Annotated in this window: 15 protein-coding genes, 3 tRNA genes and 1 pseudogene; 17 read left to right on the top strand and 2 right to left on the bottom strand. The window is 44.4% G+C overall.

Features of this window, described 5'->3' with window-relative positions; genetic code table 11:
* The first annotated feature begins 128 nt into the window (after positions 1–128).
* Both katA and NV381_RS10000 read left to right on the top strand, forming a co-directional pair.
* On the top strand, positions 129–1,580 hold the full coding sequence (gene katA, locus NV381_RS10005; protein WP_258213134.1) for a catalase KatA: 1,452 nt from the start codon (positions 129–131) through the stop codon (positions 1,578–1,580).
* A gap of 119 nt (positions 1,581–1,699) precedes the next feature.
* Complete coding sequence (locus NV381_RS10000) at positions 1,700–2,191, top strand: hypothetical protein (protein ID WP_258213133.1); 492 nt, start codon at positions 1,700–1,702, stop codon at positions 2,189–2,191.
* An 85-nt stretch (positions 2,192–2,276) separates the two neighbouring features.
* Here the strand turns inward: NV381_RS10000 and NV381_RS09995 are convergent, their stop codons facing one another.
* Both NV381_RS09995 and NV381_RS09990 read right to left on the bottom strand, forming a co-directional pair.
* Positions 2,277–3,080, bottom strand: coding sequence for a WYL domain-containing protein (locus NV381_RS09995; protein WP_258213132.1), 804 nt, complete (start codon positions 3,078–3,080; stop codon positions 2,277–2,279).
* Entirely contained in the window at positions 3,055–4,380 is a 1,326-nt protein-coding gene (locus tag NV381_RS09990) for a helix-turn-helix transcriptional regulator (protein WP_258213131.1), read from the bottom strand. Before NV381_RS09990 ends, NV381_RS09995 begins: the two co-directional genes overlap by 26 nt.
* Before the next feature lie 811 nt (positions 4,381–5,191).
* Between NV381_RS09990 and NV381_RS09985 the strand changes: the two genes are divergently transcribed.
* The 15 genes and pseudogenes from NV381_RS09985 (at position 5,192) to NV381_RS09915 (ending at position 21,955) form a co-directional block, all read left to right on the top strand.
* Positions 5,192–5,266, top strand: a tRNA-His gene (locus NV381_RS09985).
* Between the two features lie 4 nt (positions 5,267–5,270).
* Positions 5,271–5,345, top strand: a tRNA-Gln gene (locus tag NV381_RS09980).
* A gap of 200 nt (positions 5,346–5,545) precedes the next feature.
* Positions 5,546–5,615 (top strand) — tRNA-Ser (locus NV381_RS09975).
* 330 nt (positions 5,616–5,945) lie between these two features.
* Positions 5,946–7,445 (top strand): TROVE domain-containing protein, encoded by a 1,500-nt coding sequence (locus NV381_RS09970; RefSeq protein ID WP_258213130.1) that lies wholly within the window; start codon positions 5,946–5,948, stop codon positions 7,443–7,445.
* Between the two features lie 2 nt (positions 7,446–7,447).
* Complete coding sequence (locus NV381_RS09965) at positions 7,448–8,236, top strand: nucleotidyltransferase domain-containing protein (protein ID WP_258213129.1); 789 nt, start codon at positions 7,448–7,450, stop codon at positions 8,234–8,236.
* A 37-nt stretch (positions 8,237–8,273) separates the two neighbouring features.
* Positions 8,274–9,539, top strand: a complete 1,266-nt coding sequence (locus NV381_RS09960) for a class I SAM-dependent methyltransferase (RefSeq protein WP_258213128.1) — start codon at positions 8,274–8,276, stop codon at positions 9,537–9,539.
* 3 nt (positions 9,540–9,542) lie between these two features.
* Complete coding sequence (locus NV381_RS09955; RefSeq protein ID WP_258213127.1) at positions 9,543–12,128, top strand: metallophosphoesterase; 2,586 nt, start codon at positions 9,543–9,545, stop codon at positions 12,126–12,128.
* 27 nt (positions 12,129–12,155) lie between these two features.
* Positions 12,156–13,382, top strand: a complete 1,227-nt coding sequence (locus NV381_RS09950; RefSeq protein ID WP_258213126.1) for an RtcB family protein — start codon at positions 12,156–12,158, stop codon at positions 13,380–13,382.
* A gap of 322 nt (positions 13,383–13,704) precedes the next feature.
* Positions 13,705–15,003, top strand: a complete 1,299-nt coding sequence (locus NV381_RS09945) for a hypothetical protein (protein WP_258213125.1) — start codon at positions 13,705–13,707, stop codon at positions 15,001–15,003.
* A gap of 151 nt (positions 15,004–15,154) precedes the next feature.
* On the top strand, positions 15,155–16,876 hold the full coding sequence (locus NV381_RS09940) for a DEAD/DEAH box helicase (protein WP_258213124.1): 1,722 nt from the start codon (positions 15,155–15,157) through the stop codon (positions 16,874–16,876).
* A gap of 14 nt (positions 16,877–16,890) precedes the next feature.
* Complete coding sequence (locus tag NV381_RS09935; RefSeq protein ID WP_258213123.1) at positions 16,891–17,994, top strand: DUF4236 domain-containing protein; 1,104 nt, start codon at positions 16,891–16,893, stop codon at positions 17,992–17,994.
* A 139-nt stretch (positions 17,995–18,133) separates the two neighbouring features.
* Positions 18,134–18,289 (top strand): annotated as a pseudogene (locus NV381_RS09930) (slipin family protein); the annotation flags it as partial.
* A 214-nt stretch (positions 18,290–18,503) separates the two neighbouring features.
* The gene (locus NV381_RS09925) at positions 18,504–19,655 is read left to right on the top strand and encodes a Gfo/Idh/MocA family protein (protein WP_258213122.1); all 1,152 of its coding nucleotides are present in this window, start codon (positions 18,504–18,506) and stop codon (positions 19,653–19,655) included.
* Positions 19,656–19,670: 15 nt separating this feature from the next.
* Entirely contained in the window at positions 19,671–20,831 is a 1,161-nt protein-coding gene (locus NV381_RS09920) for a dihydrodipicolinate synthase family protein (RefSeq protein ID WP_258213121.1), read from the top strand.
* A 302-nt stretch (positions 20,832–21,133) separates the two neighbouring features.
* Complete coding sequence (locus NV381_RS09915; RefSeq protein ID WP_258213120.1) at positions 21,134–21,955, top strand: sugar phosphate isomerase/epimerase family protein; 822 nt, start codon at positions 21,134–21,136, stop codon at positions 21,953–21,955.
* The last annotated feature ends 150 nt before the right edge of the window (positions 21,956–22,105 follow it).

The raw sequence follows: 22,105 nt of genomic DNA, 5'->3' as shown, positions 1-22,105 counted from the left end.
AGCGGAGAAGAAGGTTATTGCAAGCTCGCGCATAGCAATTTTTAGTTCATTTTCTGTACCATTGTACGCTATAATGATAACGCTTCAACCTTTTATATGACTAAAAATAATTACGAGGTGATTCTATTATGAGTACTGAAAAGAACAAGCTTACTACCAGTTGGGGCGCTCCCGTTGGAGACAACCAAAACTCAATAACAGCAGGCCCGCGCGGTCCCGTACTTATTCAAGACGTACATTTATTAGAAAAGCTCGCACATTTCAACAGAGAACGTGTTCCTGAACGAGTGGTCCATGCTAAGGGAGCGGGTGCACACGGATATTTTGAAGTCACGAACGATTTATCTGCTTATACCAAGGCTAATTTTTTGTCAGAGGTAGGAAAGCGCACTCCCATGTTCATTCGGTTCTCAACCGTTGCCGGTGAGCTGGGTTCTGCAGATACGGTGCGTGATCCGCGTGGATTTGCCGTGAAATTTTATACAGAAGAAGGAAACTATGATTTGGTGGGCAACAATACGCCTGTTTTCTTTATTCGTGATGCAATTAAATTCCCTGATTTTATTCATACACAGAAACGTCATCCGCAAACACATTTGAAAAACCCGAATGCCGTATGGGATTTCTGGTCCTTATCTCCTGAGTCCTTGCATCAAGTTACTATTCTAATGTCTGATCGAGGAATTCCGGCAACACTAAGACATATGCATGGCTTTGGGAGCCATACCTTCAAATGGGTGAATGCGGAGGGTCAAGGCGTGTGGGTTAAATATCATTTTAAAACCGAACAAGGGGTTCAAAACTTAGCTCCTGAGGTTGCGGCACAAATCGCCGGTGTTAATGCTGACTATCATACGGAAGATCTCTTTAATGCCATTGAAAACGGCGATTACCCAGCGTGGAAGCTATGTGTTCAGATCATGCCTCTGGAAGACGCCAATACTTATCGGTTTGATCCATTCGATGTAACCAAGGTTTGGTCTCAAAAAGACTACCCATTAATTGAAGTAGGACGAATGGTTCTGGATAGAAATCCGGAAAACTATTTTGCGGAGGTTGAACAGGCTACGTTCTCTCCTGGAACTCTCGTGCCCGGTATCGATGTTTCCCCAGATAAAATGCTTCAAGGCAGATTGTTTGCCTACCATGACGCGCATCGTTATCGTGTAGGAGCCAATCATCAGGATTTGCCAATCAATCGAGCGCGGAATGCTGTGAACAACTATCAGCGGGATGGACAAATGCGTCATGATAACAATGGCGGAGGATCCGTGTATTATGAGCCTAACAGCTACGGTGGGCCAACGGAAACACCGGAGAACAAGCAAGCTGCCTACGAAGTGTCGGGATTAGCGGATAGCGTGGCCTATGATCATAATGATCATTTTACACAAGCTGGAGATTTATACCGTCTGTTAAGTGAAGATGAGCGTGCACGGCTGGTTCAAACCATTGTTGGCGCTATGCAGCCTGTGGAGAAAGACGAAATTAAGCTTAGACAAATCGGGCACTTTTATAAAGCGGATCCGGAGTATGGTCAACGCATTGCGGAGGGTCTTGGTTTATCGGTACCTGAATGAATTTAATAGTAGGAGGCAGCTATCTATTTCTCATCCAAGATAGCTGCCTTTCTTTTTCTAACAGTAGCATAATAAATGAAAACGCAATCAATAAAAATGGATAAAACGAGGTGATCGCAGTGAGGACCCGTTTATTATCAGAGCAATTAATTAGAAAACGTTTCCCGCATTTAAGATATGTAAGGGTGCATACTCATGGGAAAAATGCAGCGACCATTTATGCGTGGAATGATGATTTGCAATTGCCCCATAAGGAAATACGCAGCTTGAAATTATTTGCTTCCGACCATTTGCACCCCTATGTGTGCTTTAAAGTGAAATCGTACAACATGGTCCAATCCGACAGGGTTCCCCAAGCCCAAGAACTGCCTCAATCCGTAATAAATTCAGCTATGAGCAGAAAATTAGATCAGGATGAAATAGTGACGTTAATCAACCGTCTATTCTCATACGGCCAATTGACCTTTAATAGGTATGATTCGACTAACGCCATCATTCATTTTGATTTTCACTCGACCGTATTTGTAAACCAAATAGATAAGGAGTTGATTTACCATTATTTATGTGAGCTGATTCCGTTGGGTTCCAGCTGTGAAGTGGCTTTTTATTAGTCGAAAAACCCGCGAGCTTCGCGGGTTTTTGGGTTGGTTAGGAGTTTTCGTATCTTCGAAAGGAAGCATTAAAGATTGTGCCGGATCAGTTTTGGTCAGCATATCGGGCAATCGCTTTAGATGAGGATTCCAGCATGCGCCTCTTGAGGTAATCACCTTCAACAATTTTTACTCGCAGTCCGAGGAATCGGATTTTTGACAATAAAAACTCACTTTCGTCTGCAAGGTAGGTTACATGAATTTGATAGATGCCAGAGTCTTCATCAAAGGAGACCGACTTTTCAAAGCAGGAGAAAGCGTATAAAATTCGTGACAGTTCAGCATTAAAGGTCGGAATGACTTGAACCACTGAGTATTCTTTACGTGCCTCTAACAGGCGCTCCAACGTTATCTTTAAGGTAAAAACCCGATCGCTAGGCAGAATCGTTTCCTCTACCGTTACGATATTTTTTAATTTTGTAGACATAAGAGAATGATTGCGCGTATTGTACCATTGCAGGTACCATTCTCTTTTCACCATGTTGTATTCCAGCTTATGAGGGAAGCCGGACTGATTTGTTTTAACTCCGCCATGCTTAATACGGTAAGTAAGAAGGATCCCTCTGTCCTGCATAATCATTCGACGGAACGTGCGAAGTAGCGGATGGTAGACCTGTCGCTCCTGACTTTTGGCTTTTTCAATAATAATCTCACTTAATTCGGTTAAGGCTTCGGTATTTAAAAGGAGGTTGAGCTTGCTCAATGTATCCGGTGTGAAGGCTTCGGCGGAGGCCGAGTGCACCAGCATCGTTTTCAGCCATGACCTCTCTTGAGAAGTTAGCGCCAGGGAGCCTGCTGCGTCGAGACGTGAGATGATTTGGAAGTTAAATATTTTCTCGAATGGATTCATAGTAGTTGTGAATCTCCTTCCATTCCGCAATGAATTCCTTACGAAGCCATGCAGGTTCCAGAACCTCACAGCTCGAGCCGAAGCTCCGCAACCAGGGCTTTATTTCATAGATTCCGTTTACATTGATTTCGTAGCGGAACGTTGCTTCCGATTCATCCGTAATGGTTCCCCACTGTCCTTGCGCCTCAACCCGTTCCCGAATAAAATTAGCACCAGATATTTCAGGATTATAAAATCGAGCGACCACTTTAATAGTGCGCATGGTATCCGTAACCCAGCTTGTTTTCATCTGTTCTTCTACAGCGCTGAGTTTTCGAGTAAACTCTTCTTCTTGAACGGTGTCGCCTTCTTCAATCTGAGTAAGTCCCTCCATGCGGAATTTCATTATTCCTATGCGGGTATTATGGCCGATTAAATACCAACGCCCGTATTGATGGTCATAGATGACTCGGAGTGGGAGAACCGTTTCTGTAATACCCTTCGTTTCTCGCTCAAAGAGTGGATTTGTATTTTGAGAAGCGTAGTTCTTACCCTTTTTAGGTGATAGATAAAGAAAATGGAGCTTTTTTCGCTGCTGAATGGCGCGAAAAATCGTATAGAGATGCGCCTCGTCGAGAATACGTGAATGGTAATTGTATTTGTATCGGTGAGTTTCCGCAGCCTCAGCATTAAATCCCCGTTTTCGTAAAACCTTCTTTAAGGTATCACGAAGCAGATAGCCTTGCACGGACGGAATCTGCGTATTGGCGATGACATCCACATAGTCGAAAAGATCCATGAGTTCATCGTCGGATAATTGGTTGACTAGGTCGTTAGCAGCCCTGTATCGATAGGGACGCCCTCCGTTTGAACGGATAATAACGCCAACTTCCTCCAGATATTTCAGATCTCCCCGGATGGTCTTTTCATCGGGGAGTGGACAGTCGGCTGGCAGTTGCTCGCTGCAGATGTCCTGCAAGTCTCTGGCACTTAGCTCCTGTGATTGGACTGCGGTTAACAGTAATGTAAGCCGGATGCTTTCCGTTTCTTTAATGGACTTCGCGCGAAACAAGAAAAGGAGCAACGGGTCGGCAGATTCATAATAATTATAGCGGAGCCCTTCTGAGAGTTCAGTTCCTTGCTCCAAAGGGAGACCTTGTTGTAGGACGGTTACCATTTCTTTAAGATTTCGCAGCGTTTTATCATAGGTATGTACAGAAATGCCGAGACGATCGGCAAATTGTTGTCTGCTATATGCTCCCCCAGCTAAAGCCAGCATGCGAAGAAATTGAATCTCCTTGTCGAAACTTTCACGAGCCATTTGCTTTCCCCCCGCATGTAGCGAATCCGTTAACATCATGATTTTCATTATATCAAGCGCTCGAGTTGAAGAAAATGGAAAAGTTTTTATGGTTCGCCATACTTTCGCCCTGTTCGTGAGTTCTTAAATCAGCGAAAATCAAATTGTGAAGCCGAGGACGTAAGGTGTCGGAGTTGCAAAATCATAATGTGAAAAGAGGTGCAGGACAATGAAAAATTTCAATCCATGGGGAATGAAGAATCACCAGGATATTAAGGAAAGTCCAATACAGACTCAGGAGCATAAACAACATCTTTCCTGTAACCAATTTCATAATGGCATTCTTTACAGACGCAGAAGCTATGCGGTCAGTAAGTTGTGTACAACAACTTGACCCCAGCTTAAAATTTTACATAAGCGTTTTTGTAAAGACTGCTTGATGCCAAGCGGTCTTTTTCTATGGCTAAAATGCTGTAGGGAAGGATCAATGGGTAAAGGGGGTCTTTTTTTGATCCCTTCAAAGTACATAGGGCACCAACACAAAACTTATGCAGGCTGAACTTACAGCCAATTGAAAGCGAGGTGAAAAGGATGATGATGATTAAAAACGATTGGCAGCATCAGGAAAAGCATCAGGAATTCAGTAACAGGTATAGCCGATTCATAAAAATGAGGTATGATCCGCCGGACCATAGGCATGAACGCTCCCTTTGCCTGCAGGTGAAGAAGCACCCTCATACGTGAATTGAGCTATCTATGCACGATGATTCGTCTCTGTCTTTTGCAGAGGGTGAATCCGTGAACAGATAGCTTTTTATTTGGCAACAACATGGAGACCATGGCGAAAGGGCGAACGCGGCGGATTGTGACTCTGCAAGTACCAGTTCGAGTCTGGTTGGTCTCCCCAAATATGGCTCGGTAGCCAAGTGGGAAGGCAGATGACTTTGAATCATCGACCGTAGGTTCGACTCCTGCCCGGGCAGCCAAATTTTATCTCGGATTGGTAACATTACATAGGCTGCTGCACAAGGTGGCTGACAGATTTGCGGGATATACCCGCTCCTATCCACCAAAGGGATTTTCATCTTTTTACTTATCGTCATACTTTCACCATGTTCGTGAAGGTGAAGATGAGCGAAGATAGATGCATGAAGCCAAATCCAATAGGGATGAGGCAGACAATATTGTTGAGGCGCATGGATGGGTTACTTCGACTTTTAATCGGCTTGTCGTTGGTTCGAGTCCAACTCTCACCGCAGGGTGAGGTAGCTCAAATGGTAGAGCAGCATGTTCCTTTCCGCACTTTTTCCTCAACAATGAATTGAAAAAGATTTCTTAGGTGTGAGGCGCCAGAGAGGGCTACTTCGTCAAAAAGGACGGTATGGAGCGCACAAACGCCGTACCGATGCCTTCTCAACTTATTTCCTCACACCACCACACAAATGAATACCGGCGAGGCGCCGGGGAGGGTTTCTTCGCTACTTATGCGCCACAATGATTTACCCGGGCTTTATGGCAGGTTCGACTCCTGCAGTTAACCTTCTCTTCTTTTTCTTTGCCGGTTTTTAATTAAGGAGGCTATAATCATGAGTTTTGCGAAAAAATTGTTCTCAACCATAAGACCAACCATAAAGAATAAAGAAGGTTTCCCAGCCTACACCCGCTCCGCTGAGGAGCAGTACGTACAGACACTGGTAACCAATACATTTGGCAACACCTTTTACGCTGATCAGCAACAACTTTTAACTGAAGCGGAAGAGATGCACCGCGAGATGGCACAAAGTAACCCATTGTTTATGGCTAAAGCCATTGTCTATGCCCGGAATGAAGGATATATGCGCTTACAGCCTTTGTTCGGATTGGCAATTCTGTCGGCTTACAGACCAGATTTATTTTCGAAAATTTTTCTGAATGTCGTGCGGATTCCTTCAGATTTGAGCGACTTCCTAATGATCTTGAAAGGTTTGGGTCGTGGGGAAGGTGGGCGAGCGGTGAAAAGGCAAGTTAACCGGTTTCTAGCTGGTGTGTCCGAGTATTGGGCAATCAAGTATAACGGCCGAGGACGAGGATACAGCTTGGGCGATGCGATTGCAACAGCTCATCCGAAGCCAGCTGATCTCAAGCAGCAAGCACTATTTCGTTACTTGCGAGGTCAAGAGGCCAACTTGTCTTTACTCCCCCAAGTGCAAGCACTGGAGCAGTTGAAGAAGGCGGACTCTGAAGCAGAGCAATTAAACTGGATTGAAACTGGAAAATTGCCACATGAAGTGGTTACTGGGGCTGTTAAGCCAACAAAGGCAGTCTGGGATGCGCTTCTTCATCAAATGCCGACATTTGCGCTGCTTCGCCACTTGAATACGCTCGAGCGAGCAGGTGTTTTTGAAAAGCGATACAGCTTGGAGACAGCGGTAGAACGCTTAACGGATCAACGAGGATTGCAAAAATCTAAGATTTTGCCTTTCCGATTCGCTAAAGCATTTCGGCAAGTCCAACATCCTGTTCTGCGCGACGCGCTTCGGGATGCTGTAGAGTATACGTTCGCGAATTTGCCGGATCTGGAGGATCGGACGGCTATCTTCTTGGATATATCAGGCTCGATGAATGGCGAGTATTTGCAGATTGGGTCGGTGTTCGCTCTGGCCTTGTACAAGAAAACGCAAGGAAACTCGCTGTTCTGGTTGTTTGATACCGCGGTAGAGGATGCCAAGCCGTCTCGGCGCGACAGTATTTTATCACAAGCTGACCGGATTCAAGCCCGCGGTGGTACAGATACTGGAGCACCTGTGCGGAAGCTGCTCGCTGAGCGGCGCAAGGTTGATCAAATCATCATTATCACAGACGAACAGCAGAACAGTGGCAGCCCATTTTATGAAGCCTTACAAAAATACCGTACTAAGGTGAACCCTCAAGTTAAAGCATTCATTATTGATATCGCTCCTTATCGCAGTGCGATGGTTCCACAGCAAGATCGAAATACCTTTTATATCTATGGTTGGAGTGATACGGTGCTGAGCTACATTATGCAGACGGTGAAGGGCTATGGCTCGATGGTGGAAAAGATTGAAACGATGGACTTGGAGGAATGACGATGGATCATATACAAAAGGTTATCAAGGAACAGCTGGTTCAGATAGAACAAGAGGAGCAAATAACAATCCTGTATGCCTGTGAATCAGGCAGTCGGGCGTGGGGGTTCCCATCACGGGATAGCGATTACGATGTACGGTTTATTTATCTTAGGAAGCCGGAGTGGTACTTGTCCATTTTTGATAAGCGGGATGTCATAGAACGGCCTATTAACGATATGCTTGATATAAGCGGTTGGGATTTGCGGAAAGCGCTAAATTTATTCCGTAAGTCGAACCCTCCGTTGCTCGAGTGGCTGCAATCACCGATTTCATATGCCGAGAAATACAGTGCGGCTGAGAAGCTGAGAGGGATTTCTCCATTTACATTTTCACCGAAGTCTTGTATGTACCATTATTTGAACATGGCTCGGGGAAATTACCGTGAGTATTTGCAGGGAGAGCAGGTCAAGATCAAGAAATACTTTTATGTGCTTCGACCCGTTCTCGCCTGTGAGTGGATCCATCGATATGGTGAGATGGCGCCGATGGAGTTCGATGTGCTGGTAGATAGACTCATTCCAAAGGATGAGGAGTTATGGCAAGTGGTAAATCAATTGCTGACACGGAAAAAAGCAGATGAGGAGCTAGACTATGAGCCGCGGCTTAATCCTATCAACCATTATTTAGAAGAGCGGTTTCATGTGTTGGAAAAGGCGGCAGCGTCCTTAAGTTCTAAAGGTGATTCATTTCGAGATAGCCAGTTGGACGCCTTGTTTCGCGAAGCTTTACAAGAAGTAGGGGGGCTTTAATCCCCCATTTAGAATGATATATAGGAGGAAGACTCTATTGGCTATTGTTCAGTTGAAATCTACAAATCCGAAATTCACTTTTTTAATCAAGAAAAACCCAGGTACAGGTATGCAGCTTCGTCCTGTTCGCCAAGGGATGGCATACGGCTGGTATTCCGATGACGCAACTTTTAACGTTTATTTTAAGGATGCGGACAATGATATATCCTACAAGCAGCATGAAAATGAAAGTTTTGAGTATTTAAATGTTTCTAGATTTAATACACCCTTATTTCCGCTTAATGCGGTGAATGAGTTTTTCTCTGCAGCTTTCAAGGCGCAGGACGAACGGGACGAGGAAGGATATGAGCACTCCTTTTTCATCAATTTGGTTCAAGTTGAACGGGTGCGATATATTGAATTTTTCCAGAAGCACTTGAAAGAGTATTCCTTTTCCTTGCAGCATCAGGCCCATAAGAGTTATTCACTGACCATTACAACGAATAAAAGCTTGTATCACCTTTTGCATGTAGTCGGTGTGCTGTGCCTGTTTTTGTCTATGTTTGGAGACGAGTATATTGATATTTCGGATGCCATTCTAGATAAATATATTCGAAGCCTTAACGTCATTGACGCTCCATTTTATATTCGGAGTCTTTTTGCGAGGAACTTTCTCACCACAAAGGAGCGGTTTAAGAAATACAAATCACACATCGAACGAACAAACCGCTATTCAATCGGGCTGGAGTATGGCGGTACCGCCATGCAGCGGCGTAATTATATTGGAGGTGTGGTTCCGTTTAACAAGCCGATCTTGGATGTAGGATGTGGCGAGGGATTTTATGCCATTCCCTATTCCAGGAAAATAGAGGGCACCTATTACGCAGTAGATGTAGTTGATGAGCTGCTGGAGGTCGTGAATCGCAAAGCGAGAGCTAAGGAAATCGATAACATTGCGACTTTCCACTCTCTGGATCATTTTCTGGAGTCGTACAATGGGGAGCAGGTTGATGTTATTTTAACGGAAGTGATTGAGCATATGAGTGAGGGTGCGGCCGCGGAGCTTATCCATCAAATTTGCAGCGGTGTCGATTTCGAAAACTTCATTATAACAACACCGAATGCCGATTTTAACCAGTACTACGAGTTGGAAGGATTTCGGCATGAGGATCATAAGTGGGAAATGGGTCAAGTAGCATTCCAACTATGGTTTGCCAAGACGATTGAAGGATTGCCTGTGGAGATTGAGTACTTGATGGTTGGTGACCGGGTTGAACAGTTACATACGACGCAATGCGTTATTGTTCGTAGAAAGGAGGAATAGAAAGTGGACATTCAAACGCGTGTACATACGATATTTCTGCTCGTAGGGGCAACAGAATGCGGGAAATCGACTTTTGCTAAAGAAGTGCTGATCCCGCAGCTACAATTAGAGGACGCCTCCAGGGGCTTACGGACGAATGTGCAGTACCTGTCATCAGACGGAATCCGGCAGGAAATATTGGGCTATGACTATGACAAGTATGACCAGGTAATGTTAGAGGCGAGCTCGCATACCTTTCAACTTTTGTTTGAAAGACTGAGGCTTGTCACTTCTTTTCCGCTTAATGCGGAGTTTGTGGTGATGGACACGATTGGACTGGCTGAAGATTACCGAACTAAAGTTCGTGAAATCGCCCAAGAGAATAATTACAATCTTGAGGTTATTCTGTTTGATTACCGTAAACGAGAAGATTACTACGCTTCTGAAAGATCAAAAAAACTAATTACCAATCACCTGAATCGACTGAGAAAGGAGGTTCTGCCTGTCCTATCACGGGAAGGTTACAGCAAAATTCATAAGGTACGGGCTAAAGATTTTTACATGCCGAACGAAGGGCAGCCGAATTCGAACTATCGAGTGATTGTGCAGGATTGGGAGGCGTATATATCCTCGATACTCCCACAGGGGCTAGGGTACATTGTGATTGGGGACGTTCACGAGTGTGTTCAAGAGCTCCAGGGACTGCTCCGTGACTATGGTTACCAGGTGGCCGATGGTAAGCTGATCGCGACGGATAAGCTCACTAATACAAAAATCATTCTTGCTGGCGACTGGATTGATAAGGGTAAACAAACGCGGGAGACGATCGAGTTTCTCTATGAAAACCGGGAGCATTTTCTGCTTGTCATGGGTAATCACGAGAACTTTGTTTACAATTACGTAAAGGGTCAGATTCAAGGTGTGGATCTGGAACTGCTGCACAGTTACTTCGATTCGACGCAAGTGCTTATAGGAGATTGTGAGCTTTTTGAAAAATTCTCATTTTTGGTAGAGTTATCTAAGCCATTTTATCGCTATGTTGGCATGCAAGTACCTTCATTTTATGTAACACATGCTCCTTGCCGTAATAAATACATCGGTAAACTGGATACGAACTCCACTCGCCAGCAACGCAACTTTCGGATTGATCGAGGGGCTGCTTTTGAGGAGCAGCTCGATTTTCTAAAGCAAGAAGCGGTTGGCAACCACCCTTACCATCTGTTCGGGCATATTGCAGCTAAGCAGGCTTTTCGGATAAAGAACAAAATCCATCTCGATACGGGAAGTGCGCACGGTAATATGCTGACTTCGGTTCGCATTTCGTCAAGGCCATTTTATAAAAATCATAAGTCACAGGTGGCTGTTGTGCAGGAAGAACTTCCGGTCCTGTTCAAAGAAGAGAGAAAAGTATCGCTTCAGGACCTGGACGACGAAGCCGTTCGCAGATTGCAATATTGCTCAAAAAATCGCATCAATTTCATCTCCGGTACGATGTCGCCGGCGGATAAAGATGAGGCTACTGGAGAGCTCGAGTCTCTAAGGAAGGGCCTGGATTATTTTGCTGAACGCGGTGTAACGGAAGTTGTGCTTCAGCCTAAATACATGGGTTCACGCTGCAATGTGTATCTTCATCACAATGTGGAGCAGAGCTATTCGGTTAGCCGTAATGGATATAAGGTTCATGCCGTCGATTTGAGTCCTATTTATGAACAGCTGCTTCACAAATTTGGAGCCTATATGACTGAGCATGGTATAGCTGTGCTTATTCTGGATGGGGAACTTTTGCCATGGAAAGCGCTTGGAGATGGGCTAATTGAGCGACAGTTCCGGCCGATTGGAAAGGCTTTAGAGACGGAGCTTGATTTTTTAAGACAAAATGGCTTTGAGGAAGCACTTGGCAAGCTTGTTCAAGAATTTGAAGCCAGCGGCTTTGAAAAGGATCAGCATCATTTGTCGAAAGAGACGCTGAGTGATACCTACGGTTCTCATGTATACCAGAACTTTAAGCATATTCGAGCAATCAGAGAAGCGTATGTGACCTTGGATCAGCAAGATGAAGCTTACCGTACATACAAGCGTCAGTTGGAGTTGTATGCATGTGATGCGGAATTGGCCTACAAACCGTTTGCAATTTTAAAAGAAGTGTTAGAGGATGGCGAAGAGCGGGTACCTGAGGGCAAAACCTCCGAACTCTACCGTTTCTTGAATGATGATGAGTATCTGATTCTCGATTTGCAGGAGCCGGATGCATACATCAGAGCGGAACAGTTTTTCTCTAAATTAACGGTCGAAAACCATATGGAGGGCATTGTCATTAAGCCGGAGCAAGAAGAGCGGGGTGTGGTCCCTTATCTAAAGGTTCGTAATCCCGGCTATCTGTCGATCATTTACGGGTATGACTACAAATTTCCACACAAATACGCCAAGCTCATGAAGCAAAAAAATATTTTCTCTAAATTGCGAACTTCGGCAAATGAGCACCGTATAAGCAGACAAATGCTTGAAGTGAGGCTGAATGAAATTACTCCAGAGAACGAGACTTACAAGCAAATAGCGGCAAACCTGCTGTTCGAGGTTTCTAAAGAGAAAGAGATCGACCCGAGATTATAGTAGGAAGTTAAGGAGTGTTATAAGCAAATGGCATATCAAACGATAGATGGTGTACGCGTCTGGGGTAACCCCGATCAGGGCGCGTTGTCGCAAGCCAAAACGTGTGCGGAGCACGGCAATGTGGTTCAAGCCCTGCTGATGGCGGATCATCACAAGGGCTATAGTCAGCCAATAGGTGGCGTGATTGTATATGATGGACAAATATCGCCTTCAGGTGTCGGCTACGACATTGCGTGCGGTAACAAAGCGGTTCGTACGAACCTGCTAGCGGCGGATATAAAACCTCGATTATCGGAGATTATGAATCAGATCGCCCGGAAAGTCTCCTTCGGAGTAGGGCGTGTTAATAGTGAGAAGGTGGACGATGAATTATTCGATGACTCGGACTGGGGTGTTTATGCTGCAATCGGGAGGCAAGAGCATGATAAGCTAAAGTCTTTGGCCCGTGATCAATTGGGAACAGTGGGTAGTGGCAATCATTTCGTGGATTTGTTTGAAGAGGATGGCACGGGAAGGTTGTGGATTGGCAATCATTTCGGGAGTAGAGGGTTTGGTCACAAGACAGCCAGTGGGTTCTTGAATTTGGCCGCTGGACGAGATTTCCTGGCTAATGCACCAGGTGAAAAAATGGACCAACCGCCCGTCCTTTTTGAAATGAATAGCGAACTAGGCGACATGTACTTTCGAGCGATGAAGCTTGCTGGGCGTTACGCCTATGCCGGACGGGAATACGTCATCAAACAAGTGCTTGCTATTGTTGGGGGTGAGGCGGATTTTGAGGTGCACAATCATCATAATTACGCATGGCGGGAAACACATAGTGGCAATGATACCATTGTAGTCCGCAAAGGCGCAACGCCATCAGCTCCAGGCCAAGTAGGCTTCATAGGCGGCAGCATGAGCGATATCTCTGTCATTGTACGGGGCAAGGATTCGGATGAGAATCGTGATTCGTTTTACAGCACGGTGCACGGAGCGGGGAGGATCATGAGCCGTACGCAAGCAGCCGGCAAAATGAACTGGAAAACCCGTAACCGATCCGGTGGTCAGATTTCAATGGATCAAATGATGCAAGCTGTGCATGACTTTGGCGTAGAGCTTCGGGGAGCCGGTACTGACGAAAGTCCGTTTGTTTATCGGAAGCTGCAAGAGGTACTGGATGCGCACTCGGAGACCATTGAGGTGCTACATGCGCTTAGGCCGATTGGGGTGTGTATGGCAGGTGCGGATGAATTTGATCCATATAAGGATTAGATAAAGCAGTTAAGTTAATTAAGAGTGAGTTAACTTAGTAGTAAATAACAATGCGTTAGAAGCAATATAATCAAGGACTTGACTATACTGTCCTTGATTTATTTTGTTTCTTTTTATTTTAATGGCATAAGATGCAAGCAATTTGAACTGTTGAAAAATGGAGGATTTTTCCTAACCCTGTCGAATATAACAGGTTAATACGAGGCTTTTTTATCATATTTCTTAAAACAAGAGGACCAAGAAATAAGACTATTGATCTATTTTATAAGATAAAGTTGACGACTGGCCAAATATTAACTCACAGACTGAAGGGATTTCAACAATGGACGAGCACATTAAGCGCAAGCTGCAAGCTTGGCATAAAATAGAGTACCTGACACCTTATACAATTGAGCATGATGACGACACGATTCCAATTGCATATAATACAGACCTGCCGTGGATAAATCCAGAGAAGTATAACTTGGTGGAAACAGAAAAGCATACATTCCGACATCAAGTTTTTATCGGGGTATTTGATATTGAAGAAATGATGAGTGTTGTCCGAAAAGTGTTTCAGGATGATGAGATTAATCAACAATACAATGACTATAAAGTAAAATCAGTCTTTGCAGAGGTTACGGTCGATCATACGGGATATTACAGACAAGGTAGTTTTAAGGTTTCGACTGTCCCGTTTGCACTTGGAAAACTTGAGAGAGAAGGGGCAGGACAATACGAAGCTTGGCATCAACCTTTTCGTGAGATCGAATTAGAACTTCAAAGTTATATTCTACAACAACTTCAGGGGTCTGTAACACTGAATACGTTAACCGAGCTTTTAAAACTACTGGTTGAAAAGATGCAATGGACTCCTCGTTTTCGAAAGCGTCTTTTTTGGGTTAGGACAGATCAGGTTCTTAAACAAAAGGCAAGTCAAGAAGCAGGGGGAAATGAAGAACAACAGGACGAAGAGAGTGAATTACCAGGGATACTGAACAGTTTCTACCTTCGTGAGTTAGAGTCCATTCTTCATTCCGCTGAAAAATCTGATGAGTCTATAGGTAAAGGATTAAGTGAGTACCTGAGTAGTGAGAGAATCCGCGATTCTGAAAGAATGGATATTGATAATAATCGGAGTACATTGACCCAAATACTGAACCCCCGAAATATTCCACTTGGCAAGTGGCCGGGCAATGATAAACATACGCTTAATCTCATGCAACAGGCCGCAGTAAATCAGATGTTTTTAAAATTATCGGATAAATCGGGCTTGTTTTCAGTAAATGGACCACCAGGAACAGGGAAAACGACACTGCTCCGAGATGTCATTGCCGCTATCATTGTGAATAAAGCTCAGCAATTAGTTAGATTTGATAATCCTAATTCTGCATTTTCTGTTAAAAAAATTTTCAACGGGTACCCACTGTATGCACTCGATCCTAAGTTGTGTGGTCATAGTATTGTAATTGCTTCTTCTAATAATGGTGCTGTCGAAAATATTTCTATGGAACTGCCTGAGAACTCTGCAGTTGATCCGGCTTATATTGATCATGAAGGAGCTTCATATTTTAGAGAAATTGCACAAACAATTAGTGGTCCCAATAATTGGGGACTAAAATTGGGGACTAATCGCGGCTAAACTAGGGAAGAGCAGTAATCGTTTTAAGTTTTTCTCTAAGTTCTGGTATAAGCCGAATGACGAGCCAGGTACTTCATTTCGGCAGCTTCTAACTCAAACCAAAGAAACAAAAAGGAATAAGTCGAGTTCTGATCTGTTAAAGAGTTGGGATATGGCTAGAAAGAGCTTTCAAATAGCTTTGAATGATGTTTTAACTGAGCAGCAGAAGGCTGAAAGTTTATATAAGGATGTATTAAGGCTTCATGGAGTAAAACAGAGAATCCAACGTTTGATGATCGAAGTTAGAAACTTAGAAAGCATGTTGGACTCTGAAAATAATCAATTGAATCAAGTTCAGAATGAATTACTTGATAACCAGAGACGACAAGATTCCAAACAGAAACAATTAGAGTACTTGGAAAAGATACGTTTTGGTTTTTTTGGTGTTTTGTTACGTTGGAAAGAGTTTCTTCGTGTGAGGAAACAGAAAAATGAGTTGTATGTGCAGTGCGTTGCACTCGAAGAAAATAAGAATCATCTGGAAGAACGAGTAAAGTCATTATTAGAAAAGACAAAAGGTTTGCGCAGTAAGATTGAAATTTATAAGGCGAAAATTGAAAAAAGACAAAGCAAGCTCGATGCAATTCAACAAATGTTCAGTGATGAGAAAACAGAAAATAATCGTGTCATAATGGACGACGAGTTTTGGGAACAAACACTATCCTATATTCAAAAGAGTTCGCCTTGGATTACTTTAAAGTATACGCAAGCAAGATCGCGACTTTTCCTTGAGGCGTTACGTCTGCATGAGAGTTTTATTATGGCTGCTCAAAGCAAAATTATCGGTTCTCTTTATGCAATTACTAAGCCTTCATCTATTGATTATCATGCTGATAAATATCTTTTTCCTGGCCTGTGGGATGTCTTTACATTGATAGTACCAGTGGTTTCGAGTACATTCGCCTCTTTTGCGGGCATGTTTAAGGGGATGGAATCTCAATCATTGGGATGGCTGTTTATTGATGAGGCTGGTCAAGCTGTTCCGCAAGCTGCGATAGGGGCGATTTGGAGGTCACAAAGAACGGTTGTAGTAGGCGACCCGCTGCAAATTGAACCTGTTGTTACACTGCCTAAAATTGTTTTGCAAGATGTAGCCAACTATTACGAAGTGAGTGATAGATTTATCTCTTTAAATAGCTCTGTCCAGATTGTAGCTGATATGGCTAATAAGAATGGGACATGGATTCGTGACAAATGGATTGGATCCCCGCTATGGGTGCATCGCCGCTGCATTTCCCCTATGTTTGATATCTGTAATGAGATTGCTTACGACGGGAGAATGGTTCTAGATACGTCTAGTCCTAATCCAGATATTATAATAAATATTGATCGTCTAGGGCCAAATGCATGGATACAGGTAGACGGAGAATGTACTGTGAAACAGTTTGTCCCAGAGCAAGCCAGGGTTATTTTAAGTCTTATATGGAAAGCGTTTGAATCGATAAGATTAGGGCTTAGTAATGAATTACCTAGCCTTTATATTATTTCTCCATTTGCAGTTGTAAAGCAACAGCTGAAAACGAAGGTTAGGGAGGCGCATCGTCAGATTGCTGGAACTCTTTCTAAGAAAGAGTTCAATAGATGGGTTAATCAATCTATCGGCACCGTACACACCTTTCAAGGCAAACAAGCTGACGCCGTTATTTTTTGCTTAGGAGTGGATGGGAAAAATGCTGGAGCAGCTGGTTGTGCGACTTCTAGTGTTAATCTGGTAAATGTTGCTGTATCTCGAGCTAAATATAGATTTATTGTAGTCGGCAATAAAAAGATTTGGTCGACTAAAGAATATATGAGCAATGTGAATCGGTACTTGGGAGAACAAAGTGGAAAATAGGAGGTTGAGGTAGGATGGGATTTGGATTCCGTAAAAGCATAAAAATTGCTCCAGGAATAAGGTTAAACATGGGAAGTAAAAGTGCGGGTTTGAGCTTTGGAGCAAAAGGGTTGCGTTATAGTGTTAATTCCCGAACCGGTAGTAGAGTGACAGCCTCAATTCCAGGAACGGGTATTTCGTATACAACCTCAGGTACGTCGGGCCGTGCCCGGCGTACTCAGGCTTACCGTCGTCAAAATGAACTGGCTAAACTACAGCGTGAATATGAAAAGATGCAAGAACTGCAAAAGGCAAGACATGAAGTTGAATCATATGAAAACCATATTGAAATGATTCATTCCATACATAAAGAATGTGATGATCTGATTGATTGGAGTACGGTGCTATCTTGCCCGGAACCGTTTTTAAAAGGACAGGCGGGGCCCAAGGAGTCGGCAGCAGAGAGTGCCTTAGTAAATTTCAAACCAAGGTTCTTCGATAAATTATTCAAAAGAATTGAGAGGAAACGTGAGGCGCTCTCCAAAAAAATTTTAGATGGAAGAAGAGAAGATCTAGAGGAATACAGGATTTGGGAAGAAACCGTCTTACTTGCCAAGAGGATAAATAACGGCGATACCGAGGGATATTTACAAGTTATTGAGGAAATGAATCCTCTTGATGATCTTGCTGAATTTGGAAGTGGATTTGAGTTCTATGTCGGAGATGATCCCAATTTAATAGTTGTAGAGTTTGAGGTTAATTCTGAACGAGTTGTTCCCAGAGAAGTGAAAACGCTTACTAAAACGGGGAAATTATCCATCAAAGAAATCTCTAAATCAAAGTACTATGACCTTGAGCAGGATTATGTTTGTAGTTGTGTAATTCGCATTGCTCGGGATATGTTTGCATTACTGCCGATAAATCAGATCTTTATTCATGCAATAGATGAACGAATAAATTCATCTAACGGTCTCCTAGAACGGGTACCCATTCTCTCAGCTAGGATTGATCGCCAGATTCTCAATAAACTTAATCTTGATGCAATTGATTGTTCTGATGCAATGAAGAACTTTGACCACCGAATGAAATTCCTTAAGACTTCTGGATTTCAACCTATACTGCGGTTAGAAGTTGAGTGACAGTGTACATATACAGGATAGTCACGTCTTTATTGTTATCTAGCTCGTATGGATTGTGATTTAGGTGTCCACTCCTATTAGGTGGAAGAAGAACGAACTCTGGGATTTATAGATTTAGGCAATCGAATTTATTATGTTTATAATGGATGAGAACCAGACCCTGTATCGGTTGAAGGAGCTTGAGTTTCTGGAGAAAATCTGTGAGAAAATCGGAACGATTTCGCTTACCGGTGGTGGTAATTTGTTAGAGCAGTTGAACTCTTTGCTTGGTGAAAAAAGTATAGGGAAAGAGTGATTGAGTGGATTTGGAACCGAACGCCTAGCAGTTGGGAATACCCCCTGCTATTTTCTTTGAAGCAATAATGAGTATGAAGTACATAACGAATTATAGCAAACGGTTCCAAAATTAAGAATTGATTTCTGATATTCATAAGACGGCTATTGCTGGAGAGATTACAATGAGAGCAAGCAAAACATATTAAGTCCCCAATCTGAAAGGAGCAATAACAATGGCAACTATTAAAGTGGGTATTATAATGAACGGTGTAACAGGACGTATGGGAACGAATCAGCATTTGATCCGGTCTATTGTTGCGATCCGCCAGCAAGGAGGAGTTGCACTGGCTAATGGTGATGTTATCATTCCGGATCCGGTTTTGGTAGGCCGTCAAGAAAGCAAGCTGAAGTCATTGGCTGAAGCTCATGGAATCGAACGCTGGAGCACGGATGTAGATACATGCCTGGCAGATCCATACAATCAAGTTTATTTCGATTCCCAAACTACAGTACTTCGTGCGCAAGGCGTTCGTAAAGCGATTGCAGCGGGCAAACATATTTATTGTGAGAAACCGACGGCTGAGAGCTTGGCTGAATCGTTGGAACTTGCAAAGCTGGCACGTGATAAAGGTATCAAAAACGGTGTCGTTCAAGATAAATTGTTCCTGCCAGGCCTTATTAAGCTGAAAAGATTGATTGATTCCGGTTTCTTCGGTCGCATTTTGTCCGTACGTATGGAATTTGGCTACTGGGTATTTGAAGGTGATATGATTCCTTGCCAACGCCCTTCATGGAACTACCGCAAGGAAGATGGCGGCGGTATCATCACAGATATGTTCGCTCACTGGCGTTATGTGTTGGACAACTTGTTTGGAGAAGTAAAATCTGTATCCTGCCTTGGTGTTACTCATATTCATGAGCGTTTTGATGAGAAAGGTGATAAATACGAATGTACGGCTGACGATGCAGCGTATGCTACCTTTGAAATTGAGGGAGGCATTGTGGCACAAGTCAACTCCTCTTGGACTACACGTGTAGATCGCGACGATTTGGTTACGATTCATGTTGATGGAGTAAACGGCAGCGCGGTGGCAGGACTTCGTGAATGCAAAACCCAACATAAAGTAAATACGCCTAAGCCTGTCTGGAATCCGGATATTGCGAATCCTTTCAACTTCACAGCACAATGGGAGAATGTTCCGGATAATCAGCTTTTCGATAATGGCTTTAAAATTCAATGGGAGCTGTTCTTGAAGCACGTTGTAATCGACACGCCGTTCCCTTGGGATCTGCTTGAAGGAGCAAAAGGTACACAACTATCTGAGCTTGGGCTTCAATCGTGGAAAGAACGCCGTTGGATCGACATTCCTGATTTGAAATTGTAAGAGGGGGTAATTAACTTGGCTCAAACGATACAATTGCCGCGTGCCGGAGGGGAGCTCTATACTTATGAGCTCAGTCGCTCTGAAGCGTTTGAAATACCGAAAGGTCCATTGAAAAACCGCATCGCCTTTTCCGCGGCGCATGTAGTTTGCGATCCATTCTCCAATACAGACCCATTGGCGCAGTCCAGAATCGATTTCAAAGCGACAATGGAGTACCGTCATTACCTGTGGTCGCTTGGCCTTTCCGTTGCGGAAGCGATGGATACGGCACAGCGCGGCATGGGCTTGGACTGGAATGCTTCCAAGGAATTGATCAAGCATTCCATTGCGGAAGCTCGTTCAGTAGGAGGCAATATGGCTTCCGGAGCGGGTACGGATCATCTGGCTCCCGGTGCAAATGTAACATTAGAAGACGTAGAGGCTGCTTATGAGGAGCAGTGCTCTTTCATCGAAGGCGAAGGCGGACGCATTATTTTGATGGCAAGCCGCGCCCTGGCGGCTTGCGCCAAAAGCCCGGAGGATTATGAGCGGGTTTACGGCAAAGTATTGAGTCAGGTTTCCCAGCCGGTAATTCTGCATTGGCTGGGCGATATGTTTGATCCTCAATTAGCGGGCTATTGGGGGCATCAAGACCCGGATGCCGCTATGGAGGTTTGCTTGCGCGTAATACGCGCAAATGCAGATAAAGTGGACGGTATCAAAATCTCGCTGCTTGATGCGAGCAAAGAGATCAAAATGCGCCGTCTGCTGCCAGAAGGCGTGAAAATGTACACGGGTGACGATTTCAACTATCCGGAATTGATCCGTGGAGATGAGCAGGGCTTCAGCCATGCGCTGTTAGGTATATTCGATGCGATCGCACCTGCCGCCGCCGCTGGGCTGCATGCATTGGACGCTGGAGATACCGACCGCTTCCACAGCATTTTGGATAAGACATTGCCGCTATCGAGGCATATTTTCCAAAGACCAACGTTTGCCTATAAGACAGGTATCGTATTCATGGCCTACTTGAACGGCCACCAGTCCCACTTCCGTATGATTGCCGGAGCTGAGGGCGCTCGTTCTGTTGTCCACTTATCCGACTTGTTTGTAATGGCTGATGAAGCTGGCTTGTTTACCAACCCTGATCTCGCAGTAGAACGTATGCGTAAAGTTCTAACGTTGTCTGGGATTTGATATACCCACCCAAACCCTCCCTATAGGGAGGGCTCCAAGGGCTCTGCCCTCTGGACACCCTTTAAGGGCTTGGGGAGGTAGATTCTTTAGATGCTCCTTTGTTACTAAGGTGAATGATCGCTTTCGTCCCTGAAGGACACGCTTAACTTTGAGTGGTGCTTAATATTTATATCCAGAAGGGAATGCAATTTCTTTTGCGATTATTCACTTTGGTAAGGCAGCTGAAATTCCTTAGCAAAGTTGAGATTCGAAGAGAAGGTTTGAGCAAGTCAGTCTATAGAAAGTAAGGAGGTTGTTTCACTATGGAGAAACTTCAAAATTTCGATCGTCTCAGCTTAAATCAGATCACAACTGATCGCTGGAGCTTGCGCGAGGCAGTAGAGGGCAGTGTACGTGCGGGTATTCCTTGGATCGCTCCTTGGCGCAACAAGGTTGCCGAAGCGGGTCTGGCTGAAAGCCGCCGCTATATTCGCGACGCTGGACTACAAGTATCCAGTCTTTGCCGCGGCGGATATTTCCCGGCTGCAACAGCGGCTGGACGCCAAGAGCGGTTGGATGACAACCGTCGTGCAGTTGAGGAAGCCGCTGAGCTGGGTGCTGAAGTACTGGTTCTTGTCTGCGGTCCATCTGCTGACAAGGACATTGCAACAGCTCGCCAATATGTAGAGGAAGGCATCGAGCAGTTAATTCCGCACGCACGCGCGCATGGAGTTAAGCTGGGTATCGAGCCGCTGCATCCGATGTATGCTGCAGAGCGCTCGGTTATTGTGACGCTAGGACAGGCTAATACGTTAGCTGAGAAATTTAACGCAGAGGATGTCGGCGTTGTAGTCGATGTATTCCATGTATGGTGGGATCCAAATCTATACAGTGAAATTGCACGTGCAGGGGATCGGATTAGAGGCTTCCACGTCTCCGACTGGCTTGTACCGGTACCAGACCTGCTGTTAGGTAGAGGAATGATGGGCGATGGGGTAATCGAGCTTCGCCGCATTCGTCAAGCTGTTGAAGCTGCAGGCTACAACGGTCCAATCGAAGTGGAAATTTTCAACCAAGCTATCTGGGATACTCCAGGTGATGAGGTTCTTGCACTTATGAAAGATCGGTATCTGGAGCACTGCTAAACGTTAGAGAGCCGATCAATCCAACAACACGACTCCAACAGCCGACATAATCCCAAGCCGACTGCCTACCGACGCACCAACATATAGGTTTAAACAATGACAAGAGGCGCAGCCTCACGTCTATCATTGGAATATATTACTTGTGAGCAG

This window comes from Paenibacillus radicis (ex Xue et al. 2023), assembly GCF_024722015.1.
Taxonomy (GTDB): domain Bacteria; phylum Bacillota; class Bacilli; order Paenibacillales; family NBRC-103111; genus Paenibacillus_S.
This window is presented reverse-complemented; position numbering and strand designations above follow the sequence as displayed.